This is a genomic window from Bradyrhizobium sp. (assembly GCF_047605465.1).
Classification (GTDB): domain Bacteria; phylum Pseudomonadota; class Alphaproteobacteria; order Rhizobiales; family Xanthobacteraceae; genus Bradyrhizobium.
The window spans coordinates 130,457-150,501 of record NZ_JASGFS010000006.1 but is presented as its reverse complement, the minus strand read 5'-3'; the positions used below and the strand labels follow the sequence as shown (position 1 = coordinate 150,501).

At 65.0% G+C, this 20,045-nt stretch carries 16 protein-coding genes; 10 read left to right on the top strand and 6 right to left on the bottom strand.

Annotation, left to right across the window (positions count from 1 at the left end; translation table 11 throughout):
* Positions 1-31 precede the first annotated feature (31 nt).
* The 7 genes from QM712_RS08875 to QM712_RS08845 all read left to right on the top strand — a co-directional run bounded on the left by QM712_RS08875 (position 32) and on the right by QM712_RS08845 (position 6,108).
* Complete coding sequence (locus QM712_RS08875; protein WP_415022701.1) at positions 32-907, top strand: ABC transporter permease; 876 nt, start codon at positions 32-34, stop codon at positions 905-907.
* Entirely contained in the window at positions 904-1,722 is an 819-nt protein-coding gene (locus QM712_RS08870; protein ID WP_415022700.1) for an ABC transporter permease, read from the top strand. Before QM712_RS08875 ends, QM712_RS08870 begins: the two co-directional genes overlap by 4 nt.
* A gap of 45 nt (positions 1,723-1,767) precedes the next feature.
* Complete coding sequence (locus QM712_RS08865; RefSeq protein ID WP_415022699.1) at positions 1,768-2,841, top strand: ABC transporter ATP-binding protein; 1,074 nt, start codon at positions 1,768-1,770, stop codon at positions 2,839-2,841.
* Positions 2,842-2,899: 58 nt separating this feature from the next.
* Positions 2,900-3,874: a dipeptidase gene (locus QM712_RS08860; protein ID WP_415022698.1), complete on the top strand. Its 975-nt coding sequence runs from the start codon at positions 2,900-2,902 to the stop codon at positions 3,872-3,874.
* Between the two features lie 30 nt (positions 3,875-3,904).
* A complete protein-coding gene (locus tag QM712_RS08855; RefSeq protein ID WP_415022697.1) occupies positions 3,905-4,156 on the top strand; it encodes a hypothetical protein in 252 nt (83 codons plus the stop codon).
* 179 nt (positions 4,157-4,335) lie between these two features.
* Positions 4,336-5,310: a Bug family tripartite tricarboxylate transporter substrate binding protein gene (locus tag QM712_RS08850; protein ID WP_415022696.1), complete on the top strand. Its 975-nt coding sequence runs from the start codon at positions 4,336-4,338 to the stop codon at positions 5,308-5,310.
* 27 nt (positions 5,311-5,337) lie between these two features.
* On the top strand, positions 5,338-6,108 hold the full coding sequence (locus tag QM712_RS08845; RefSeq protein ID WP_415022695.1) for an aldolase/citrate lyase family protein: 771 nt from the start codon (positions 5,338-5,340) through the stop codon (positions 6,106-6,108).
* 76 nt (positions 6,109-6,184) lie between these two features.
* Here QM712_RS08845 and QM712_RS08840 read toward each other — a convergent pair whose 3' ends face one another.
* The 3 genes from QM712_RS08840 to QM712_RS08830 all read right to left on the bottom strand — a co-directional run bounded on the left by QM712_RS08840 (position 6,185) and on the right by QM712_RS08830 (position 10,650).
* Positions 6,185-8,401, bottom strand: coding sequence for an SLC26A/SulP transporter family protein (locus QM712_RS08840; RefSeq protein ID WP_415022694.1), 2,217 nt, complete (start codon positions 8,399-8,401; stop codon positions 6,185-6,187).
* Between the two features lie 353 nt (positions 8,402-8,754).
* Positions 8,755-9,669: a phosphoribosylaminoimidazolesuccinocarboxamide synthase gene (locus tag QM712_RS08835; RefSeq protein ID WP_415022693.1), complete on the bottom strand. Its 915-nt coding sequence runs from the start codon at positions 9,667-9,669 to the stop codon at positions 8,755-8,757.
* Positions 9,670-9,732: 63 nt separating this feature from the next.
* Positions 9,733-10,650, bottom strand: a complete 918-nt coding sequence (locus QM712_RS08830) for a pirin family protein (RefSeq protein WP_415022692.1) — start codon at positions 10,648-10,650, stop codon at positions 9,733-9,735.
* A 258-nt stretch (positions 10,651-10,908) separates the two neighbouring features.
* On the opposite strand from QM712_RS08830, the gene QM712_RS08825 reads away from it, so the two are divergent.
* Together QM712_RS08825 and QM712_RS08820 are read left to right on the top strand one after the other, a co-directional pair.
* Positions 10,909-11,970 (top strand): helix-turn-helix domain-containing protein, encoded by a 1,062-nt coding sequence (locus QM712_RS08825; RefSeq protein ID WP_415022691.1) that lies wholly within the window; start codon positions 10,909-10,911, stop codon positions 11,968-11,970.
* A 452-nt stretch (positions 11,971-12,422) separates the two neighbouring features.
* On the top strand, positions 12,423-13,850 hold the full coding sequence (locus QM712_RS08820) for a serine hydrolase domain-containing protein (protein WP_415022690.1): 1,428 nt from the start codon (positions 12,423-12,425) through the stop codon (positions 13,848-13,850).
* A gap of 104 nt (positions 13,851-13,954) precedes the next feature.
* Here QM712_RS08820 and QM712_RS08815 read toward each other — a convergent pair whose 3' ends face one another.
* Positions 13,955-15,325, bottom strand: coding sequence for an MmgE/PrpD family protein (locus QM712_RS08815; protein ID WP_415022689.1), 1,371 nt, complete (start codon positions 15,323-15,325; stop codon positions 13,955-13,957).
* A gap of 122 nt (positions 15,326-15,447) precedes the next feature.
* Between QM712_RS08815 and QM712_RS08810 the strand changes: the two genes are divergently transcribed.
* Complete coding sequence (locus QM712_RS08810; protein ID WP_415022688.1) at positions 15,448-16,563, top strand: FUSC family protein; 1,116 nt, start codon at positions 15,448-15,450, stop codon at positions 16,561-16,563.
* Positions 16,564-16,609: 46 nt separating this feature from the next.
* Here the strand turns inward: QM712_RS08810 and QM712_RS08805 are convergent, their stop codons facing one another.
* Together QM712_RS08805 and QM712_RS08800 are read right to left on the bottom strand one after the other, a co-directional pair.
* Entirely contained in the window at positions 16,610-18,562 is a 1,953-nt protein-coding gene (locus QM712_RS08805) for a hypothetical protein (protein WP_415022687.1), read from the bottom strand.
* A gap of 173 nt (positions 18,563-18,735) precedes the next feature.
* Positions 18,736-19,974, bottom strand: a complete 1,239-nt coding sequence (locus QM712_RS08800) for an acyltransferase family protein (RefSeq protein WP_415022686.1) — start codon at positions 19,972-19,974, stop codon at positions 18,736-18,738.
* Positions 19,975-20,045 lie beyond the last annotated feature (71 nt).

The following is a 20,045-nucleotide window of genomic DNA, read 5'->3' as shown; positions in this document are numbered from 1 at the left end:
GGCCATCCGAGTCCAGGGCGCGAGTCAGGTCGTGAAAGAGAAACATGGCCGTCGGCTCGCTCCCTACGCTCTGTCCGGGCCGGCGCTGGCGTTCGTCTCGCTGTTTCTGATGCTGCCGCTCTTCCTGATGCTGCGCCTGAGCTTCTATCAGTACAACGCGGCGCAGATGTATGTGGAGGCCCTGACCCTCGACAACTACCTGCGGTTCTTCAAGGACGATTTCTATCGCCAGGTGCTGTGGACCACGCTCTGGATTTCCACGGCGACCACCATCCTGTGCCTGGTCGGCGGTCTCGCGGTCGCGTATTTCATGGCGAGGACGACCTCGGAGCTGCTGAAGCGCTATCTGATCATCGCGATCGTGCTTCCCCTCTTCATGGGCAACGTCGCGCGAACCGCGGGCTGGATCATCATCCTCGACAACAAGGGCCTGCTGAACTTCCTGTTGCAGAAGCTCGGCCTCACGGAAAGCTCGGTCCAGCTTCTCTATACGTCCGGCGCGGTGATCACCGGTCTCACCTCGGTCCTGCTGCCGTTCATGATCGTGACGCTCAACAGCGTCATGCACAACATCGACATTTCGCTGGAGGAGGCGTCGCTCAATCTCGGGGCCTCGTCCCTGACGACGTTCCGCCGTGTCGTGCTGCCGCTGCTCATGCCCGGCATCTTCGCCGGCTCGATCCTGTGCTTCATCCTCTCGATGAACGCCTATGCCACGCCGGTGCTCATCGGCGGCCCGAAGTTCTACATGATGGCTCCGACCATCTATAAGCAGATATCGGTCGCGATGAACTGGCCGTTCGGTTCGGCGCTCGCCTTCATGCTCATTGGCTTGACGGTGCTTCTCACGGTCATCTCGGCGGTCATGTTCGACCGCGCGGCGAAACGGACGGGCATCATAAGATGAGCATCGCTGCGAGGCTTCATCCATCGAGATGGCTGTACCTGAGCTTCGTGTGGGCGACCATCTTCTTCGTGCTCGTTCCGCTGGCGACGACCGTGTGGGTCGCGTTCTTCAGCAACAAGATCCTGTCGTTCCCGGCGGAAGGATACACGGCGTCCTGGTTCGGCCAGGCGCTGACGCTGGAGGCCTTCCGCAGCGGCTTCCTGCTAAGTTTCCAGGTGGCGATCGGCGCGTCGATCCTCGCGGTATGCCTCGGCGTGCCGGCGGCGATCGCGATCGCGCGGCACGAATTCAGGGGCAGGGAGTTCATCAACACCATCCTGATGTCCCCTCTGATGATCCCGGCGATCGTCGCGGGCACCGCCATCTATCTCTTCTACATCGAGGTTCAGATCCGCAGCGACGTGCAGCTCGTCGCGACGGTCGAGGGCCTGACGCTCGCCCACACGCTCATTGCCATTCCCTGGGTCCTTCGCCTGCTGGTGGCGTCCCTGTCCGGACTTGATCCCGCCATCGAGGAGGCATCGCTCAGCCTCGGCGCCTCGCGCCTCACCACCTTCTTTCGCGTGACCCTGCCGTCGATCCGTCCGGGCATCACGGCCGGCGTGCTGTTCGGGTTCATCGCCTCGTTCGGTGACCTCGAGAAGTCGCTGCTGCTGGTTGGGCCGGGCCGGATCACGTTGCCGATCGCGATGATCAACTATCTGGAATACCGGACTGATCCGACCATCATGGCCGTCGCGACGATCCAGGTCCTGATCATCGCGGTAGCTCTGATCGTTTCGGATCGTTTCGTCCGGCTCGGCAGAACATTCTAGAGAGCGAAAGGCAATAGCTTGTCCAAAGTTACGCTCAGGAACGTCATGAAGCAGTACGACTCGTTCGTCGCTGTGAGGGAAATGTCGCTCGAGGTCGGCGACGGCGAGTTTCTCGCGCTGCTCGGTCCCAGCGGCTGCGGCAAGACGACGACGCTGCGCATGATCGCCGGTTTCGTGGAGGCGAGCGCTGGCCGGATCTTCTTCGGCAACGAGGACGTGACCGATCTTCCGCCGAACAAGCGGAACACCGGCATGGTCTTCCAGGGCTTTGCCCTGTTCCCGCACATGACGGTCGCACAGAACGTGGCCTACGGCCTCGAGATGCGCCGGATCGCCAAGCCGGACATCAAGACGCGGGTCGCGAAGGTTCTCGACCTCGTTCAGCTCGGCCGATTTTCGGAGCGTCTGCCGCGGCAGCTCTCGGGCGGCCAGCAACAGCGCGTGGCGCTTGCGCGCGCCCTGGTCATCAATCCTCACGTCCTGCTGCTCGACGAGCCGCTGTCCGCGCTCGATGCCAAGCTGAGGCACGATGTCCGCACCCAGATAAGGCAGCTGCAGCAGTCGCTCGGCTTGACGACGGTCTTCGTGACGCACGACCAGGAGGAGGCCCTGAGCCTCGCCGACCGGCTGGTGGTGATGAACGGCGGCGCCATCGAGCAGGTCGGCACGCCGGCCGATCTGTACGAGCGGCCGGCGACGCCGTTCGTCGCCGACTTCATCGGCAAGACCAACTTCTTCAACGGCGAGCTGAGCGGCGACCGCTTCGTGTTCGGTGACGGCGATGCGTGGCTGAAGGTCTTGCCGAGGATTCCCGGTGCGAACCTGCTGGGCATAAGGCCGGAGAAGGTCGGGCTTTCGCCGTCGAACGCGCCGGCGTCGCGGTCCGCCGCTGTGAACGAGATGAGCGGAACCGTCGAACTGGTGAGCTATCTCGGTCCGACGACCGAATACCGCGTCAGGGTCGCGGGCGAGAAGCACATCCTCGTGCAGCGTCCGAACGGCGATACGACCGAGCCGGTCAACATCGGGCAGAACGTGACACTCCGCATACCCATGGAATGCTGCTTCCTCTTCGAGGCCGACAAGCGTGCGCAGGAGTTCTCGGGAGCAAAGACGTAGCAGGCTTCGCGACACAACGCCGAATCGGAAGTCCGTCGCCAAAGCAGGGAGAACTTTCTTGTCAGAATTGCACGAGCGGTCGATCGTCATTGACGGCCTCATCATCTCGAATTTCGGCCGCGACGTCTTCGAGGACATGAGAAAGGCCGGATTGACGGCCGCCAACTGCACGTGCTGCATCTGGGAAGGCTTCGAGGCGACGATGCGGAACGTCGTGCGCTGGAAGCAATGGTTTCGCGAACACGGCGATCTCATCACACAGGTCTACACCACCAAGGACATCGTCGAGGCCAAGAAGCTCGGCAAGACGGGCATCATCCTGGGCTGGCAGAACATTTCCGGCATCGAGGACCAGATCGGATATCTCGAGCTGTTCAAGGAGCTCGGCGTCGGCATCATCCAGATGGCCTACAACACGCAGAATCTCGTGGGCACGGGATGCTACGAGAGCAAGGATGGCGGGCTCTCCGATTTCGGCCGCGATGTCGTCGCCGAGATGAACCGCCTCGGCATCATGTGCGACCTTTCTCATGTCGGCCCCGAGACGAGCCGTGACGTCATCCTGACCTCGAAGAAGCCGGTGACCTATTCTCATTGCCTGCCCGCCGGGTTGAAGACGCATCCGCGCAACAAGAGCGATGAACAGCTCAAGTTCATCGTCGACCGCGGTGGCTTCGTCGGCGTCACCATGTTCCCTCCGTTCCTGAAGCGGGGACCGCAGGCGACGGTCGACGATTATGTCGAAGCCATCGAATACGTCATCAACATCTGCGGCGAGCAAAGCGTCGGTATCGGGACCGACTTCACGCAAGGATACGGCAAGCCGTTCTTCGACTGGATCACCCACGACAAGGGCTACGGCCGACGGCTGACCGACTTCGGGGACGTCATCAATCCCGAGGGAATGCGCACGATCGGCGACTGGCCGAACCTGACCGCGGCGATGGAACGGCGCCACTGGAGCGCGAAGCGGATCGAGGGCGTGATCGGCGCGAACTGGCTCTCGGTCCTGCGCGAAGTGTGGGGAGCCTGAGCAGAAGCGTCAACCGCATCCGGACAGTTCATGGTGGAGCGCGTCGCGCGCATGGGCAATGGACGATACAGGAGCTGGCAGGACGCGACCCTGGTGTCGTCTGCTGCCGGTCTCCCCGTCGATACGATTTCGTCGGATGACAAGGTCTGGTCGTTCGCCGACGAGGACGAAGCGTTCGACGGGATGGGCCAGAGCTCGTGGCCGCGATGGCCCGGCCAGCCGGCGCCTCGATCGCTCGTCATGCGGTTGCTGAGTCGGCTGGATCGCCGTCTCCGGAGCTAGCGGCGCGCGCCGGCGAAGCCGGGATCGAAGCCACCGCGCGAGGCCGATCCCATCGGCGTGCGCGGTGTCGCATTTGTTCTAGAACCAGCGCGGATTCTTGCAAGCCGCGAAGCGATTTCTGTCCTATGCAGTGAGTTTCCGTTCAAATCGCATTTGATCCAGCCAATCCGGGAGGTCGTATGAAGCAATGTGGGCTCTTTCGAATCCTCTTCCTGGTCATGGGGCTTGCCTGGCCGGCGCTTGCCAGCGCGGAGTATCCCGATCACTCCATCAAGGTCATCGTTGCCTGGCCTCCGGGCGGCGCCACCGATATCGTCGGAAGGCTTCTGGCGGATCGGCTGGCGCTTTCGCTGAAGCAAGCCGTCGTGGTGGAAAATCGGCCCGGCGCGAACGGCAACATCGGCACCGAGGGCTTCGTCAAGATGCCCCCCGACGGCTACGCGCTGCAGATCGCGACCGCGGAATCGCTCGGGATCAATCCGCACGTCTACAAGAAGCTCGGCTACGATGCCGAGCGAGATTTCGACGTGATCGCGCTGCTGGCGCAGACGAGCTTCGTGCTCGCGGTCAAATCCAGCCTGTCCGTCAAGGACGTCCAGTCGTTCATAGCCCTCGCGAAGTCCGAGCCGGGCAAGACCACGCTCGGCAATTACGGAATCGGCAGCACGTCGCACCTGACGGCGGCCGCGTTTGAGCTCGCCTCGGGCGCCAAGGTGCTCCACGTTCCCTATCGTGGTCTGAGTCCGGTGATCAACGCGCTGCTCACGGGCGAGATCGACGCGGCCTTCGTCAGCGCGAACAGCGCCGTCGGCCTGCAGCAATCCGGGCAATTGAAGATTCTCGGTGCGGCCTCTGCGAACCGCCTGCCGCTCGTCCCGGACGTGCCGACATTCACGGAACAGGGCATGGCCGGATTTACCGGCGGCAATTGGTACGGTGTCGTCGCGCCCAAGGGATTGGCGCCCGACGTGAAGAAGCGGCTCGTCGAGGAGGTGCAGAAGATCGCTCACTCGGACAGCTTCATCCAGAAGGCGGTCGCCAGTTCATTGGAGATGCGCTATCTCGAAGCCGACGCGTTCGCCGATTTCCTGCGCGCGGAACGCGCCAAATGGGGCGAGATCGTCGCCAAGGAGGAGATACAGGTCGGGCAGTGATCTGCTCGGCCCTTATGGAGAACGGTCATGCAAGCGAGACGCCGTGAGCTCAGGAGCCGATGGACGGCTGGCGGCCCACTCTTCGGAATTTTCGTCCGCTTGAGCCACGAAGACGTGTTCGAAACGATCGGCCTGACGTCTGTCGATCTCGTTGTCCTCGACGCCGAGCATGGAAGCCTCGACCGCGAGCGATTGAACAGGTGTCTCCTTGCGGCCCAGGCCGTCGACATCCCGGTGCTGGTCAGGTTGCCGGGTGCGGACCTGCAAGCCGTCCAGCACTGCATGTCCATCGGCGCCCAGGGCGTGATCATCCCGCACGTCAATTCGGCGGACGATATCGCGCCGCTCGCCCGGTTCGCGAAGGGCAAGGCCATCGAACGGGCGTATGCCGGCGCCGGCAGGGCCTCATTGCAACGAACGATGGGGTGGGAGGTGTTCAGGGCCGAGATGATGGCGCGCTTCGTCGTCGTCGCCCAGCTCGATGAGCCGGAATGTCTCGACGATGCCGAAGCCGTCGCCGCGATCGACGAGATCGACGGTCTCTTTCTGGGGACGATCGGCTTCGCGCTCTCCCAGCGCACGGCGCTGTCGCCCGCGGCGCGTCAGGCCGGACTGGAAGGGATCTGCAGGCTTGGGCGGGCGCAAGGCCGGATGCTCGGGATTTCACTGACCGACAGCGCGGCGGCGCGGGACTGGCGCGCTCACGGGGTGAGCTTGTATGTGGTGGACAGCGACGCGGCCGTTCTCCGGAAGGGGATCGAGGACCGGATAGGGCAATTCCGATCCGCCGTCACGTAGGCGCCGCAGGCGGTGCGCGCATCAACTGCAATGACGCAAGCCCGGATCGGTGCTCCGAAATCCGAGCCACACAAGCCTATCGCCGGAGCACCGCGATCGTCCGGTTCGCGAATGTCAGCCGCTCGGCCATGACGGACACGAAATAGGTCAGCAGCTTGTGGCTGAGGGCGGGGTCCTCGTTCTTGATGGCGTCGAACTGGTGCGTGTTGAGCACGTACAGAACGCTGTCGACCTCGGCCTGGATCGTCGCGCTGCGCGGGGTGTGCGACACGAGGCCCATCTCGCCGATCGTGGTGTAGCGGCCGAGGCTGCGGACGCGGGTGGTGCGGTCGTCGTCCGCGGGGACCATGATGCCGACGCGTCCGTCGAGGATGAAGTGCATGGAATCGGCGGGATCGCCGGCCTGCACGATGATGTCGCCGGCCTCGACCTCGAGCCGCTGGCAGCGGCGGATCAGCGCGTCCGCATCGTCTTCGCTGTCGAGGAGCTGCGTGAACCAGTCGCGCAGGCTGGCCTCTTCCTGCGCCAGCCCCTGGTGTTGCGAGATGATCTCGTTCTCGCACCATTCCAGCGCGCGATCGAGTTCGGGAATGATGCTCACGCCCTCGCTGATGAAATCGCTTGAGCGCAATACCTTCTCAGCCGCGGCCGACAGATGCACCAGGATCAGCTCGACGCCGAGATCGGCCGCGCTGCGCTTGATTTGCGCGAAGCTGTAGGCGGCCGAAGAGTCGACACCGGTGACGAGCTTGAAGTCGAACAGCAAATAGCGGCACTCCGGGCGCTCCTGGAGCAGGCGCTTGACGTGCTGGTAGAGACGGTTGGCGGAACCGAAGAACAGATAGCTCTGCAGGTTCAGGCCCTGGATCTTGCCGCCATGGGCCAGCAGCACTTCCTGGTCGTCGCGTGAGCGGTCGAGCGATGAGCGATATTCCGAGCCGTCGAAGCTGTACTTGATCGATTCGACCCGCGCCGCGCTGAACGCGAAGGTGGCGCAGCCGATGATCACGCCGATCAGGATGCCCGGCACGAAACCCCAGACGACGATGATCGCGATGATGGCGATCAGCGACAGATATTCCAGCTTCGAAAGCCGCTTGCGCGAATCGATGATCCATTTGTGGAGCTGGTCGGCGCCGAGATAGAGCAGGAGGCCGCCGAGCACGAATTTCGGGATGAAGCCGAGCAGCTCGGGCGCGACCGCGAGCATCAGCAGCGACAGCGCCGCGACGGTGAGGCCGGACAGGCGTCCGCGGCCTCCGCTGCTGAAATTCAGGATGGAGCGGCTGACCGAGATACAGCCGGCATAGCCGCCGAGCGCGCCGGTCAGGATGTTGGCGGCCCCCGTGATGTTCAACTCGCGCTCGAGATTGGCTTCGCGGTGCACGGCCACCTCGATGCCCGTGGTGTTGAACAATGTGCTGGATGCGGTGACGAAGATGACGGCGACGAGGTTGCCGAGCAGGTCCGGCACGGCAAACCAGGGATAATGGATGAGGCCCTCGACATGCCACGGCACCATGAAGGCGGCGGCCGGCGGCGGCTGGAAGGTCCAGCCCAGCGCGTGGGCGTCGTCCAGCGAAAGCCCCGTGATCCAGAACGCCAGATGGGCGGTGAGCGTGCCGCCGACCAGGATGATCGGCAGTCCGAATGGGCTGCGGGAGCGATGCCAGGTCAGGTACAGCACCAGCGCCATCGCGCAGGCGGCTCCGAGCTCCGAAAGAGCGACGCCGTTGGTGAGGCGGATGAGCGTCGCGAGCTGCACGGGATGATCGGTGATCACCCGGATCGCGCCCATCACGATCAACAGGCCGGTGGCGCCGAGGAAGCCGCCGACCACGGGGTAGGGCACGTAGCGGATGGCGCGCCCCATCCGCGTCAGGCCGAGGCCGCACAGGACGATGCCGGTCAGGACGGTCGACAAAGCGAGCGTGACCAGGACCGGCGAGAGCAGCGATGCCGCGTGGTTCGCAGCCTCGATGCGCTCGACCAGCGACGCGGCCAGAATGCCCGTCACCGCGGCGGTCGAGCTGTCCGGCGCGGCCACGGCGAAGGGCAGCGAGCTTCCCAGTCCGATCACCACCGCGAGCACCGCGGAGCTGATGAAGGTCGCCGCGATTCCGTAGGACAGATAAGGCGACAGCGGGCCGGTGAAGATCAGCAGCGCGTAGGAGAGTCCGAACGTGACGGTCAGGACGCTCGCGGCACTTCCGCCCAGGATGTCATTCAGTGCGCGCTTGAAAGCCGGATTGGATCGTGGAACCGGACGGAAGGTAATTGCTGGATCGGTCACGCCGCTGCGCTCGCCCCTGAGAAATTCCACTTTGAGACGTAGACGACTGCGAGCCTAGCGCAACAGGATTCTTGCAACTATGAAATATCCGACAGTTCCCGCGGTGATCCGAGAAATTGCGGCAGCCTGTTCCCGAGGCAGAAATTGCCCGGAGGAAGTCAGGGGGCGCGCCGCGCCGTCGTCGCGGTTGAGGCCGGGACCTGCGCTGAGGCTAATTTAGCGAAAATTATCTGTCGACGCTTCCGGCCGCCCGGAACGACAGCATGAATCCCGGCCTGCGCCGGCACGAGATCGCGTGTGAACCCGGGTCAACATCGGAGCGCGATCGCGCTCCGGATGACTGCCGTGCCGGGCTAGATCTTCAGCTCGTGTCCCGTCACGCGCCGATAGGCTTCCAGATATCGCTTGCTGGTCGCGTCCACCACGCTTGCCGGCAGCGGCGGCGGCGGCGCGTCGCCGTTCCAGCGGCCGGCGTGGCGCTCGACGTCGAGATAGTCGCGCAGCGGCTGCTTGTCGAAGCTCGCCTGCGGCCGACCGGGCTTGTAGGCGTCGACTGCCCAGAAGCGCGACGAGTCCGGCGTCATCACCTCGTCGATCAGGATGATGCGGCCGTCCTTGTCGCGGCCGAACTCGAACTTCGTGTCCGCGATGATGATGCCCTGCTCGCGCGCCAGCTCCTCGCCGAGCGTGTAGACCGCGCGCGTCATGCTCTCCAGCGTGTAGGCAACGTCGTCGCCGACGACCTCGCGCATCCGCGCAATGGTGATGTTCTCGTCATGGCCGGTCTCGGCCTTGGTCGCCGGGCTGAAGATCGAGGGCTCCAGCTTCTCGCTCTCGACGAGGCCGGCCTTCAGCTTTTCGCCGGCCAGCGTGCCGCTGGCCGCATATTCCTTCCAGGCCGAGCCGGAGAGATAGCCGCGGATCACGCATTCGATCGGAAATACGGTGGTGCGGCGGGACAGCATCGCGCGGCCGTGGATGTCGGCACGGTGCGGCTTCAGGGCCGGCACGGCCGCGATGATCTCGTCGGTGTCGGCGCTGATCATGTGATGCGGCACCACGCCTTCGAGCTCCCTGAACCAGAACGCGCTGATCTGGGTCAGCACCGCGCCCTTCATCGGGATCGTCTCGCCCATCACGACGTCGAAGGCGCTGATGCGGTCGGTGGTGACGAGCAGCAGGCGGTCGTCGTCGACGGCGTAGATATCGCGCACCTTGCCTCGCCCGATCTTGGGAAGCGGCAGGTCGCTGGAGAGCATGGCGGTCATCGGCAGGGCCTTCGGACGGGAGGTTTCAGCCGTGCGTGGTGGCACGGCTGAGATCGGGATAGCCTATTCCGGCAGCGGAATGAACTCATGTTCTTGCGGAACAGTCGCGAAGCGGCCGGTTTTCCAGTCCTGCTTGGCCTGCTCGATCCGCTCCTTGCTGGAGGAGACGAAATTCCACCAGATGTGGCGCGGCCCCTCCAGCGCATCGCCGCCGAGAAACATCATGCGCGTGGCCTTGAGGGTCTTCACAGTGATGCGGTCGCCGGGTCGGAAGATCAGCAGTCGCGGCCCCTCGTAGCGTTCGCCCGCGATCTCGACCTCGCCGTCGACGACGTAGATCGCGCGCTCCTCATGGTCGGGATCGAGCGGAACGCTGGCGCCTGCGGCGGCCGCGACCTCGGTGTAGAACCAGGGCGAGACCATCGACACTGGCGACGTGATGCCGAACGACGAGCCCGCGATCACCCGCGCGGTGAAATCGCGCTCGGAGATCATCGGCAGGTCGCCGGCACCGTAATGCTGGAACGATGGCGCGATTTCCTCGGATCCGGCCGGCAGCGCAATCCAGCTCTGCAGGCCGAGCATCTTCTGGCCTGACGCGCGTTGCGCATCCGGCGTCCGTTCGGAGTGCGCGATACCGCGTCCCGCCGTCATCAGGTTCATCGCGCCGGGCTGGATCTCCTGGATGTTGCCCTCGCTGTCGCGATGCATGATCGCGCCGTCGAACAGATAGGTGACGGTGGCGAGCCCGATATGCGGATGCGGGCGCACGTCCATGCCCTTGCCCGAGACGAACTGCACCGGTCCGAAATGGTCGAAGAAGATGAAGGGGCCGACCATCTGCCGCTTGCCGTGCGGCAGCGCGCGTCGCACGGCGAAACCGTCGCCGAGGTCGCGGGTGCGCGGCACGATGACGAGATCGAGCGCGTCGCAGGACATGGGATCGCCGAGCACGGGATCGTTGGAAGGTTGCCAGCTCATGGGAAACTCCTTCTTTATAGGGGCGATCCTAACAGGATTTGATCGGGGCGTCGCGCCGGTCGGATCGTCGGCGCGATGACCTATTTGCCGCTGCCGGAGGATGCCCGCGAGAGCAATGTTGGAAACCGGGGCGTGTGATGGTTTCTCCGATCATGCCGAGTCACCCTGTGTGACCGCGGGCCACGGCAAAGTTCTTGAAAACGCCGGCGCGAGCGACGATGTTCGGCTGATGTCAACCGCGACCGGTCGCGCCGACTGATGACCCCTGCCACCCTCGAACTCGCCTTTCGTGCCGCAAGCGTCGCGCTGCTGCTCGTGCTGGCGACGTCGTTGCTCGCGGATTTTCGCAACGTGCCGGCGGGGCGGCTCGGCGCTGCATTCGCGCTGGGCTCGGCCGCGCATGCCGTCAGCTATTCGCTCGATGTCACGTCGCGCGTCCCGCTCGGGCTTGCGCCGCTGATCGCGTTGTCGACCGGCAACATCGTGGTGTTCTGGCTGTTCACGCGCTCCCTGTTTGACGACGAGTTTCGCCTCCGCTGGTGGCACGGGTGTATCTGGGCGCTGGTGACGGCCTTCAGCTTCGCAGGCTGCGTCTGGATCGCTCCCAACGGTCATGTCCGGCTTTCAGTGAGGCTGGTCGATCTGATCGTGCTCGCCTTCATCGCGCTGGCGGTCGGACAGACGATCGCCTCCTGGCGGGCCGACCTGGTCGAGCGCCGCCGCAGCGCTCGCGTCTTCATTGTCTGCGCAACCGCGCTCTATGGCGGCCTGAACGCGGTGCTCCAGATCACCGTCGCCGGGTATCACGTCGGCGATGTCGCCGAGGCCATCAATGCCGGCGTGCTCGCCTGCACCGTCGCGGCGATCACCTATGCCATGATGCGCGTCGATGGGGCGGATCTGTTTCCGGCCGCCGCGGAGCCTGCACCGCCGATTGTTTTCAGCCAGCCTGCGGCCGATGACGCTGCCGATCAAAAGCTGGTCGATGCCCTGATGCGGCTGATGGCCGACGAGCGGGTCTATCGCCAGGAGAACATCACCATCGGCGCGCTGGCGACGCGGTTGAAAATCCCCGAATACAGGCTGCGGCGGCTGATCAACCAGCGGCTCGGCTATCGGAACTTCAATGTGTTCCTGAACAACCACCGGATCGAGGAGGCCAAGGCCGCACTGGCCGATCCGGCGCAGGCCGAAGTGCCGGTCATCACCATCGCCATGGATGCCGGCTTCCAGTCGCTCGGCCCTTTCAACCGCGCCTTCAAGGCGGTCACGGGCGTGACGCCGACCGAGTACCGGCGGGTGAGGGTACGTTCGGCGTGATGGGGGGCCTTTGCCTCTCCCAGCCCACGCCTTTGCCCGCTTACGGCGGGGCGATCGTGCAGGATGGTTGAGAGGCTGACGAACCTGCCCGGCCTGCATGGTTCGAGACGCCCGCCTGAGGCGGGCTCCTCACCATGAGGATCGGATATCCCGCCACGAAGCGCTTGGCATCTCGCCGCGAAACCCAGCCTCATCCTGAGGGCCCGCCGCAGACGGGCGTCTCGAAGGATGGCCGCAAGCGGGATTCCAGCCAAACTGCCTTGAAATGGAGCGGCCGTCTCCGCTGCCCAGCAGCGAATGCGCCGAAAATCAATTATTTGATTTCATTGTAGAATTCCAGAATCGACCAGCCCGCGCCGGTTTCGGCGAGGTCATTTTCCAAATCCGGCGAGCGGTCGCCCCGCCGCTTCTGGCCTTCTCTGCGGCGCTCGCCTCGAAGCCGGAGAAAGCCCGTGACCCGCCGCCGCCAGATCATTCTCGCCACCACCGCCATTGCCTGTGTCGGCCTCGCGCTCGCCGCGGCGCGGGCGCGTGACGTGCCCAAAATCGCTACCGGATTCATCGCCGATACGCTCTGCTCGGAGATCTTCGTCTCCGGCCTGGATCCTCAGCGCGACCTCGCGGAGACCACCGACGCGATGCCGGGTGCGGGTCTGCTCACCTGGGCGATGGAGTTTCAGGTCGATCGTGCCCGCAAGGATGTCACAGTGACGCTGTTCGGTATCGGCCGCAGCCATGCGATCTATCGCGAGGGGCTCGGCTGCACGCTCGAGCACGGCCGGGGGATCGCCGACGTCGCGACGCCGCCGGATGACGAGCAGCCCGCCCTGCTGCCGGAGATCGCCGGCCCGGAATTGGTGGCGCCGCAAAGCGAGCAACTGGCGGCCGCACTGGACCGCGCTTTCGCCGAACCCGCGCAGCCGCCCTACCGGCGCACGCGCGCGATCGTCGTCATGAAGGCGGGCCGCGTCATAGCCGAGCGCTATGCCGATGGCATCGGGCCCGAGACGCAGCTGCTCGGCTTCTCCATGACCAAGTCGGTGACCTCGGCGCTGACAGGCATTCTGGTGCGCCAGGGCAAACTCAAGCTCGACGGGCCCGCTCCGGTCGCGGCCTGGCGCAATCCGGATGATCCGCGCCATGCCGTCACCGTCGACCAGTTGCTGCGTCATACCGCCGGCCTCGCGCTCGGAAGCTCGTTGCAGGCCTCGCTCGGCTCCGTGCTCGAGCCGGTCAATGCGATGAAATATGCGGAAGACGACATGGCGGCATTTGCCGCGCGCGCGCCGCTTGCGACCGCGCCGGGGACCGCGTGGAATTATCACGACGGCAACAGCGTCATTCTCTCGCGCCTGATCCGCGATGCGTCCGGCGGCAATCCCGCTGACGCGCTCCGCTTCGCGCGCCGCGAACTGTTCGCGCCGCTCGGCATGCACCATGTGACACTGCAGCTCGACGGCGCCGGTACGATCGAGGGCTCCGGCGAAATGCTGGCGTCCGCACGCGACTGGGCGCGCTTCGGCCAGCTGTATCTCGACGATGGCGTCGTCGCCGGCAAGCGTATCCTGCCGGAAGGCTGGGTGAGCTATTCCGCCTCGGCGACGCCGAACGCGTGGGTCGGCATCGGCGCCGGCTTCTGGACCAACCAAGGCGACAGTTTCGGCGCCAAGTTCCGTGTCGCCCACGGCTGGCCGCGTGACGCCTTCTTCGCCAAGGGGACGATCGGCCAATACCTGATTGTGATTCCGTCGGAGCGGCTGGTCATCGCGCGTCTCGGCCGCTCGCCGAATGCGCCGCCGGAAGCGGATGGCGTATTCGGCCTGGTGCGGGACGTGGTGGCCGCCACGCGCGGCAAGGGCAAGATGGCGGGCGCGGACTAGCGCACTTCTTCCTTCTCCCCTTGCGGGAGAAGGTGGCGTGCTTCGTAAACCAACCCGTCTCGCAAAGCTAAGGTGAGGGGCGCGTCGTCGCGCCAGCCTTGCAGCTACTGCCGTCCCAGCTCCGTCGCCTTGGCGACGCGATCGAACCGCTCCAATGTCATGATCGCGTCCGCGAATTTCTCCGCGCGCGCGTTCAGCACCGGGCGCGCCAGCGTCAGGAACTTCTGCTGCATCGCCTGCGCATCGGGGAAGGAAGCCGGCTCGCCCGAGGGATCGGCATAGAGCCGCTCATGCACGCCGTCGTCGGTGGTGATGCTGACGCGGGCGCCGAACGGATGGGTGCGGCCGATCTCCAGCCGGTCGTCCTGCACGACGTCGAACTTGTCGGCCAGTGCGTCGATGGCGGTGTCGCCGAGCCGGTTGTAATCGTCCCAGCCGAAGCTGCCCTGGTCGAGCGCGAGCGCGCCGGTGAAGAACATCGAGAACTGGCCGCCGACGATCGACGTGGGATGACGCTTGGTCGCGGCGTCGCCGGTCAGCGTGATGCCGTTGCGGTGCAGTCCGATCTCGACGCGCTTGACCTGGTCGGGCGTCAGATTGTGCTCGCGCCGCATCGCGATCAGCGCATCGATCGCGGCGTGGGTGTAGCGGCAGCTCGGATAGGGCTTCACGCCGATCTTCATGGTCTCGTAGGTCTTGCCGAGTTCGGCGACCGCCTTGTCCGGATGCGGATCGTCGGTGTAGCCGGCGAGCAGTCCGTGCTTGCCTTCGACCGATTCCGTCGAGCCGATGAAATCGTTGCGCGCCAGCGTGGCGGCGATCACGCCGTTCATCGCGGCGGCGCCGACCTGGTAGCGCTTGTTCCAGGCGCCGTTGACCAGGAATTGCAGCGAGCCCGCGGCCTGGCTGCCGGAGACGCCGAACGCGGCGATGATCTGCTTCTCGCCGAGGCCGAACAGCTTGCCGGCGGCCGCGGCGGCGCCATAGGTGCCGGCTGTCGCGGTCGGGTGGAAGCCGCGCGCATAATGCGAGGTCGGGTCGAGCGCGTTGCCGAGCCGGCAGCAGACCTCGTAGCCCGCGACGATCGCGGTCAGCACGTCGCGGCCGGAAGCCCCGACCATCTCGCCGACGGCGAACGCGGCCGGGACGACCGGCGCGCTCGGATGCAGCGAGGAATCGGCGTGGGTGTCGTCGAAATCGAGGGAATGGCCGAGCGCGCCGTTGAGCAGGGCGGCGACCGCCGGTGTCCAGGTCTTGGTGTCGCCGAACACGGTGGACTCGCCCTTGGTGTCGAGCGCCAGCGCTTCCAGCATCTTCAGCAGCGACGGGGTCGATTCCGCCTCGCTGCGGGCCCGGATGGCGCTGCCCAGAAAGTCCAGCGTCAGCACCTTGGCGCGATCCAGCACCTCCGCCGGAATATCCTGGTATTTCAGGTTGGCGACATAAGCGGCGAGCGTTGCGGTTTCGTGGGCCATCGTGTTTCCTCGTTTTGGCGCGCAAGTTAGGCGGGCTGATTTGGCCTTTCAAGCGGCCTTCGGGCCGCGGGCATCAGCTATGCTTCGGATCGGTTACGAGGGATGGGCCGGGACTTCTGACGATGACACTCGCAAAACAGGTGTTCGACCGGATCCGGTCGCGGCGGACGCAACTGGGGCTGGCGGTCCGGGTCACGGTGGCGGCGACCAGTGCCTATGCGATCGCCACCGCGCTCCATCTGCTCTTGCCGCTCTGGGCCGTCCTGACCTCGATCATCGTGACCCAGATGAGCGTCGGGCGATCGCTCAAGGCGACGCGCGACTACATGCTGGGCACCGTCGGCGGTGCGCTCTATGGCGCCGCCATCGCGGTGCTGATCCCCTATTCCGGCGAACTCGGTCTCCTCGGATTGCTGGTGCTGGCCGTGGCGCCTCTCGCCTTTGTCGCCTCGATCTATCCGAGCCTGAGTGCCGCGACGGTGACGGCCGTGATCGTGCTCGTGCTGCCGTCCATGCATCACGCCGATCCCATGGCCTCGGCGATCGACCGCGTGAGCGAGGTGGCGGTCGGCGCCATCACGGGGCTGCTCGTCTCGTTTCTGGTGCTGCCCTCGCGCGCGGTGCGGCAGATCCGGGCCAGCGCGGCGATCCTGCTCGAACTGATCGCGGACGCCTTCGCCGAGCTGCTCGCAGGCCTCACCCGGGGCCGCGACAACGACGCCCTGCACCGGATCCAGGACGGCATCGGCACGGCAATGGTCGGCCTCAACGCCATCGGCGCCGAAGCCGAGCGCGAGCGCTCGGCGCGGCTGTCGGGCGGCCCCGACACCGGCCCGCTACTGCGAACGATCCTGCGGCTGCGCCACGACGTCGTGATGATCGGCCGTGCCACCGTTGTGCCGCTGCCGATCGAGGTACAGACCCGGCTCGCGGCCCCGCTGACCGAGGTCTCGACCGCGATCGCATACTTCCTGCGGGCGGCGGCGGCGGCCCTGCGCGAGGGCGCCGGTGCGCCGCCGATCCATCCCGTGCACGTCGCGCTCCAGCACTATGCCGAGGCGGTCGCCGCCGTGCGTCACGACGGCCTGATCCGCGGCCATCCCGGCGACACCGCGGAGCGCTTCTTCGCGCTCGGCTTCTCGCTGGAGCAGATGCACCAGAACCTCTGTGACCTCGATCGCGTCGTCGGCGAATGGTCGGAGGCGGCGGCCGACAAATCGGTGCGCGTGGCGGAGTGAGCGGCGGCGTGTCCCGCCGCGAGGCGAGCCTCGGCGCTCGTTCGACCTACGGGATGCGGACGAAATGAAGCAGACGGTCGCCTGGCCCTGATTCCGACAGCCTGTAGCGCAACGTCAGCCGCTCGTAATTGTCCCGGACCCAGGGCTCGAACACGAACAATTGGTGGTCATGGCCGAGCAGGTCCCGGCTTATGAAGAGATGCTTCGGTCCGTCTTGCTCGACCGCCGAAACGGTCTTATCGACGTCCGTCCGCAGCAGCGTTTCCACGAATCCCGGATTGATGAAGGAGCGCCGGTTCGATTCGGCGAGCAGCGACGCCTGGTTTTCCGCGAAGAGAGCGATCCGATCCCCAAGAGCGGTCGTCTGCGAGATGAAGTCCGCGTCCTGAACGACAGGAGAAGCCGGATCACCCTGAATGGCAGCCGCCCATTGGCGGGTCGTCATTCCTTCGATATGCGGCAATCTGCCGGCGATTGCGGCAAGCGCCAGAACCGATGCGACGGCGCCGACGGATCTGAGCAATGCCGCAACGGTGTGCTGCCCGACTGCGGCAAATCTCGCCTGATAATGGTCGAGAACATAGAACGTCAGGATGACGATCGGCCACGCCGCGAGCATGAACAGCACGACATGTGAGCGCCCTATGAAATAGGACAACAGCCCCGCGCCGAGCACCGCGAGATAGGCGGCCCCCTCCAGGCTGGTGGATCGCGGCCCGGCCGCCGCGGCGGCGTAGAAGGAAAGCACGATGGCGAGGATCGCCACGCCGATCGTCCAGTAATCCGGAGCCGGCGACATCGGCAGCATCAGGAAACCCAGGCCGAAGAAGATGCTCTGATAGTAGGTGAGCCCGGCGGGATCGACGAGCGCGCCGGCACGCAGGCAGAGATAGAGCAAGGCGACGAGGATTGTCGCGGCCAGCGCGCAGCAATAGACGGCAACGCGACGGAGGCGGACCGGAAGGGGCGCTTCGCCCGCGCCGGCATCGACGAAAAGAATGAGCAACCCAAGCGCCGTCGCGACCACCGCACCGGAGTCGAGATTCCAGAAGAGCGCCAGCCCGCCGAAGATTCCGATCAGCGCGGCGCGGGCGAAGCTGCTGCGGCGCGACCAGAAGAAGAAGCACCACAGGCTAAATGCCGGAAACAGCAGCCTGATCGGCATGTACTGAAAATACTGGCCCGCGCTGACATAGAAGACCGTGTTCGAGAAAAGCAGGAAGCAGAGGCTCGCGGCCGCCGCGAGCAGGGTCGACCGGAAGATGACGAACGAAAAGCCGATGATCGCGATGCTGCTGAGTGATTGCAGCGTCGCGAGAACGAGTGTCGCCGATGTCACGGAGAGACCGATGATCGCGAAGACCGGGCGCAGGAATTCTCCGTAGCATCCGTATTGCGGCACGATGTCGTACAGGCAGACCGAGCCATGGGCGATCTGGGTTATGGAATAGAGGGTCGCGTCCCAGTGGGACACGAACGTCGCGTCGGCCCCCTCGACGGCAGCGGCGCCGAAGACCAGCCAGGAGAAGATCAGGAGGGTCGCCAGAATGCAGATGGCGCCCGCCACAAGATATCGGGCCAGCTTGCCGGTGCCCGCCCGCGCATGAAAAAGCAGAGCAGCCGCGGCGGCGGCGATCACAAGGGGTTTCCAGGGAAGCCCCGATTCCAGCGCGTGTCGCGGCAATTCCGACAGGAACGGTACATTCCAGGGACGCACGGCGGCAGCGCCGGCGACGAAGGCGAGAAGTGCGCACCGGTCCCCGTAGCGGGGCGCCGACGGGAGCTTCCAGCGACGCGCCAATCTGCAGGCGCCGTAGACGATCAGCGGCGAGGCGAGAAGCATGCCGAAATAGACGAACGCCTCGCGAGGTTCGGGCTGGATCAACTCGGGGAGAGTCGTGAGCAGCGCGTGCCGCACGGCGGGCGAAGGCGGAGCCGACTCGGGGCCGATCACGTAGAGCAGCGAGCCCGTGATCGCGAGGCCGCCCAACACCAGCATTGCGACGAAGGTCGACGCACTGATGGCAAGGAGGCTTCGCGCGCCTTTCACAAGGGGGCGGGACAGGAACACGCGACGCCCCGAAAGGACAGCACTGTCTGTTGTGGATGCATCTTCGACCGGTATCGAGGGAGCAGCGTCAGCAAGCGTCTCGCCGGTCTGCATCTTGCCGCCTACACGGCTTTATCAAGTCTGAATGCGTTCTGCAGGATCGACGCCGGGCGCAGGAGGTTCAGCCGGCTTGCCTGTCCGGAGGGCTGGGCCGGCGAAGCGAGGGCCACTCGCCTGGCCTGCATGACGGGCCGTTCGAACAGCACATAGGACATCGACGCGGCAAGAAACGACAGCGGCCACGCGATCGCGACCCGAATGGCGAAGTCCGGCAGCGAGTCGAATTGGTAGGGGTAGACGAGCCAGATGAAGATGGGCCAGTGCCAGATGTACAAGCTGTAGGACATTCGTCCGACGGCTCTCAGGACGGAGTTCTGCAGGATGTTGTGCACCAGTGATCGGCGGCCCGAAACGAAGCCGCTCAGGAGCACGGCGCTACCCAAGGAGGCCAGCAGCGACACGTAGTAGAAATAGGCGTTCGACAAATGGCCCAGCGAGAACAGGGTGAAGACTGCCAGGCAGGCGACCGGAATCATCGAGGCACTCAGGAAGCCCGCGATTTTCGGATGGTTGCGCAGCGGAAAAAGCCGAAGCACGATGGCCAGTGCGCATCCGATCAGCAGCGCATCGATCCGGAAATGGAAGACGGGATAGATGTAGTCCCTGCCGGAAACGCCGAGATAGGCGACATAGGCGCGCGCCATGGCAACGACGAGCGCGACGCCGAGCAGGATGGCGATGATCGAACGCGTCGCTCCCCATCTTCGCATCAGGAGCAGGAAGATCGGAGGCCAGAACAGGTAGAACTGCTCCTCGACGGCCAGCGACCAGAGGTGCCCCGTATTGTAGAGCTGCTGCGGGAAATCGAAGAAGTGATAGTAGTCCTTGGTGTAGGTCAGCGCGACCGCAGCTTCGGTCAATCCCATCGGGTAATGCGGATTCAACAGCACGGACAGCACCACGAAAGTGACGACCATGCCGACCAGCGGCGGATAGAGACGTCGCAGGCGTCGCAGGTAGAACCTGCTGAGCGAGATTGAGCCTGTTCTTTCGTGCTCGACGAGGAGGAGCGACGTGATCAGGTAGCCGCTGAAAACGAAGAACGTCTCCATGCAGATCTCGACACCCGACATCCACGTCATGTTGGTGTGGGCGAAGACCACGCAGAGCGCCAGAACTCCCCGCAGGCCGTCCAGTTCTGGAACATAGGTCAGCGAAAATCGGGGCGCGTTGACCTCGGAGGCCTCCGCGGCTGACGGAGAGTGCAAGCTCGCTGAACTGGCGGGGGAGAGTGTTGACACGAAGCAACTCGACTGACGGCAGAGATCGACTGCAGGCAAAGTAAACTATTGGAATTGATGTTAGAACCTAG

Coding starts and splice junctions, on each gene's coding strand:
- QM712_RS08825 (WP_415022691.1), top strand. CDS start 10,909: ATGACCCCTGCCACCCTCGAACTCGCCTTTCGTGCCGCAAGCGTCGCG.
- QM712_RS08870 (WP_415022700.1), top strand. CDS start 904: ATGAGCATCGCTGCGAGGCTTCATCCATCGAGATGGCTGTACCTGAGC.
- QM712_RS08865 (WP_415022699.1), top strand. CDS start 1,768: ATGAAGCAGTACGACTCGTTCGTCGCTGTGAGGGAAATGTCGCTCGAG.
- QM712_RS08830 (WP_415022692.1), bottom strand. CDS start 10,650: ATGAGCTGGCAACCTTCCAACGATCCCGTGCTCGGCGATCCCATGTCC.
- QM712_RS08845 (WP_415022695.1), top strand. CDS start 5,338: ATGCAAGCGAGACGCCGTGAGCTCAGGAGCCGATGGACGGCTGGCGGC.
- QM712_RS08835 (WP_415022693.1), bottom strand. CDS start 9,669: ATGACCGCCATGCTCTCCAGCGACCTGCCGCTTCCCAAGATCGGGCGA.
- QM712_RS08855 (WP_415022697.1), top strand. CDS start 3,905: ATGGTGGAGCGCGTCGCGCGCATGGGCAATGGACGATACAGGAGCTGG.
- QM712_RS08810 (WP_415022688.1), top strand. CDS start 15,448: ATGACACTCGCAAAACAGGTGTTCGACCGGATCCGGTCGCGGCGGACG.
- QM712_RS08815 (WP_415022689.1), bottom strand. CDS start 15,325: ATGGCCCACGAAACCGCAACGCTCGCCGCTTATGTCGCCAACCTGAAA.
- QM712_RS08850 (WP_415022696.1), top strand. CDS start 4,336: ATGAAGCAATGTGGGCTCTTTCGAATCCTCTTCCTGGTCATGGGGCTT.
- QM712_RS08805 (WP_415022687.1), bottom strand. CDS start 18,562: ATGCTGGTGTTGGGCGGCCTCGCGATCACGGGCTCGCTGCTCTACGTG.